Genomic DNA, 2,699 nt, shown 5'->3' on the forward strand with positions numbered 1-2,699 from the left:
TCCTACCGGCTACGCGACCGAGGCCTGGAAACACTCCCCAGCATCAAAGCCGAACAAGAAAACCTAGACTAGAGACTGTTCACTTTTGGACCGCCGAAACCGTTCAGGTTTCGACCGCCGCCGACAATGGAGTGGGAGCGTGCGCAGACCGGGGTGGCCCCGGGCGGGAGTTTGGCCTCGGAGTTGGTGATCACCGTTTCCGATACCGATTTGGCGCGGCAGGCCGGGGTTGCGTTGACCGCGACCGGTACCCGCTTGCCTGTCGGTGATCTGGTGAACCTGGCGGGCACCATCACGCCATGGATGGAAGTGTTCGCCGGTGCTACCTCGCAGGTGCTGTATCTGGGGCGCGGGCGCCGCATCGCCTCACGCGCCCAACGGCTGGCTCTGTTTGGGCGCGACCGGGGGTGTACTGCTCCTGGTTGCGCGGTGCCGTTCGCACGTACTCAAGCCCATCACATGCCCGACTGGGCCGACGGCGGCTGCACCAATATCGATCACATCGGTGGTGCATGTGGGAAGCACAACCGGTGGAACGGTAAACGGCCCGGGCAGTGGGAGTCCACCGTCCTGACCGCTGGTCCCGATGCGAGCCGGGTTGGGTGGCGGCCGGTGGGGCGGCCGGGTCCGTGGCTGGTCAACCCGATTTTTCATCCGGAGAAGCTCGCCGCCCATCACTCGATGGCTGGACTCAACACCCGCATGGGTGAAGTGTCTGATACCGACCCGCCCGACCCCGACGCGGGCCGGTCCGGAGTCGAGAAGATCTTCGAACGCCTCCTGGCAGCCTGACCACCCGCCCCTCCTGGGGCGGCTCGTGGTCGGGCTATCAGGGCTGCCTCGCACTCCTTCGCTGGTTGAGCAGGCCGACGAAGGACGCCTTGTCGAAACCACGCTTCAGTGCCCGCGCTTGATCTCAGGGGCGACTTTGGCGCCCGGTCGGCTACGTCGGTGTCGTGGTTGCCCGGCGATAGAGGGCGGCGGGGCGGCCGCGGAGATTTTCGGCGAGGACCGGATCGCCGTTGTCGTGCAGTACCGGTTCCAGGTAGTTACTCATTCGACGTGCGAAGTTGTCCTTATGGAGCTTCTGGGCGATCACGGATTCGTGGACGCGGCGAAGTTGCAGCAGGGTGAAAGGCTCGGTCAGGAAGCCGTCGGGGTCGGGGAGTGTATCGGCGTAACGGTGCCGGAACTCGTAGCGCTCGCGGAGCGATTCGACTGCGGCGCAGACGATTTGATCGTGGTCGAAGAGCAGTGGTTCGTCGAACGGCATGCTGCCGTCGGTGCCGATCGGGACGAGGGTGCCGTGTGCACCGGCTAGGGCGTTCTCCGGTAGGGACGCCGCGTGCGCAAGGGAGATCGCCCAGGTGCGCTCGTCACGATCGGGATCGTCGAAGACCCTGAGCAGCCGGATCGGGATGTCCCGAGCCACGGTGATTCCGACTTTGCGTTCCAGGACGTCGGCGACGGTCCGGTCGACGGTCCAGCGTTCGCGCATGAACCCGCCGGGGAGCGCGAGGCCGGGTTCCGGGTCGGTCCGCTCTTGAACGAGCACGCTCAATTGCGGACTCGGGGAGGTGACGCCGACGACGGTGAGGGCGGCGAGGTCGACGGTCACACCCGGCCGTGGGTAGTTCTCCAGATCGGTGGGCGACACAAAGCCACATTAGCCAAGATGGCGTGTTAATGTTTGTTTAGCGATGTTGGCGATCTAAAGGAGGATGTCATGTGGAACCACGATGAACGAGACGATTCAGCCGAACTGTGGGCTGAGTTGGAGAGCGGACTGCCGGAGGAGGGACGACCGGTGCTGGACACCGTGGTCTTCATGCCGGAAGGCCCGGCGGATCTGGCGGCCGTCGTGCTGCGACAGCTGGAGGAGAAGTACGGCGACGATAACGTCGTCGTCGATGATGACGGCGACTTCCTGGTGCGCGGTCTCGGCTTTCCGTTGTGGGTGCGCGTGCATTCCGATCAGCCCGCGGTGGAGATCTTCACTCGGGCGGTCCGCGGCGTCCACTCGCGCCGGGCGACCGCGGCTGAGCTCGCCGTCCTCAACCGCGACAGCGCGTGGTGCATGTGGAAGCAGCGCGGGCGCGACGTTTGGCAGGAATCGGTGGTGCATGGACGGCCATATGTCCCGCGGCACTTGGACGCCATGCTCGATGTCTTTGGCGCTGCGCTGACACAGACCCGCGACGATCTCGCGTTCCGCGTCGGCGGGAAGGCGGCCTGACATGACCCTCACTCCGGCACAGGCGGACCGCGCGTGCGGCGCTGTCCTCGGGTCCGCAGTCGGCGATGCACTCGGGGCGCCGTATGAATTCGGTTGCGCCACAGTAGGTTCGGACGGACCCCAGATGATCGGCGGCGGTCTGGGAAGTTTTGCGCCGGGCGAATGGACCGACGACACGACGATGGCGTGGTGCACTCTCGATGTAGCCGCATCCGGGCAGGATCTGCGCTCTCCGGAAGCGCTGACGGCGATGGGTCGGAATTTCCGGACGTGGTTCGAGTCGCACCCGCCGGACATCGGGATGCAGACGCGGAGCATCCTCAGTGACGTCGGTCCCGACCCGACGGCTGAACTGCTGACGGCCGCGTCGGACGGCCTGCACCACCGCACCGGCCGGACGGCGGGCAACGGCTCGCTCATGCGCACCGCGGCCGTGGCACTCCCGTACCTGCAGGAGCCCGCC

Annotated in this window: 4 protein-coding genes; 3 read left to right on the forward strand and 1 reads right to left on the reverse strand. The window is 66.0% G+C overall.

The window, feature by feature from the left end:
• Positions 1-126: 126 nt before the first annotated feature.
• On the forward strand, positions 127-792 hold the full coding sequence (locus WAW85_RS08365; RefSeq protein WP_422559157.1) for a DUF222 domain-containing protein: 666 nt from the start codon (positions 127-129) through the stop codon (positions 790-792).
• A 151-nt stretch (positions 793-943) separates the two neighbouring features.
• On the opposite strand, the gene WAW85_RS08370 is transcribed toward WAW85_RS08365, so the two are convergent.
• Positions 944-1,657 carry an NUDIX hydrolase gene (locus WAW85_RS08370; protein ID WP_422559158.1) on the reverse strand — a complete coding sequence of 238 codons (714 nt, stop codon included), beginning with the start codon at positions 1,655-1,657 and terminating at the stop codon, positions 944-946.
• A gap of 69 nt (positions 1,658-1,726) precedes the next feature.
• Here WAW85_RS08370 and WAW85_RS08375 point away from each other — a divergent pair, with 69 nt between their 5' ends.
• Together WAW85_RS08375 and WAW85_RS08380 are read left to right on the forward strand one after the other, a co-directional pair.
• Positions 1,727-2,236, forward strand: coding sequence for a T3SS (YopN, CesT) and YbjN peptide-binding chaperone 1 (locus WAW85_RS08375; protein ID WP_422559159.1), 510 nt, complete (start codon positions 1,727-1,729; stop codon positions 2,234-2,236).
• A gap of 1 nt (position 2,237) precedes the next feature.
• On the forward strand, positions 2,238-2,699 hold a 462-nt coding region (locus WAW85_RS08380), incomplete at its 3' end, for an ADP-ribosylglycohydrolase family protein (RefSeq protein ID WP_422559160.1).

The sequence above is a fragment of the Gordonia sp. (in: high G+C Gram-positive bacteria) genome, from assembly GCF_049299075.1.
Taxonomy (GTDB): Bacteria; Actinomycetota; Actinomycetes; order Mycobacteriales; family Mycobacteriaceae; genus Gordonia.

What these genes read in the sequence shown, in the direction of transcription:
- WAW85_RS08365 (WP_422559157.1), top strand. Translation starts at nt 127, where the DNA reads ATGGAGTGGGAGCGTGCGCAGACCGGGGTGGCCCCGGGCGGGAGTTTG.
- WAW85_RS08375 (WP_422559159.1), top strand. Translation starts at nt 1,727, where the DNA reads ATGTGGAACCACGATGAACGAGACGATTCAGCCGAACTGTGGGCTGAG.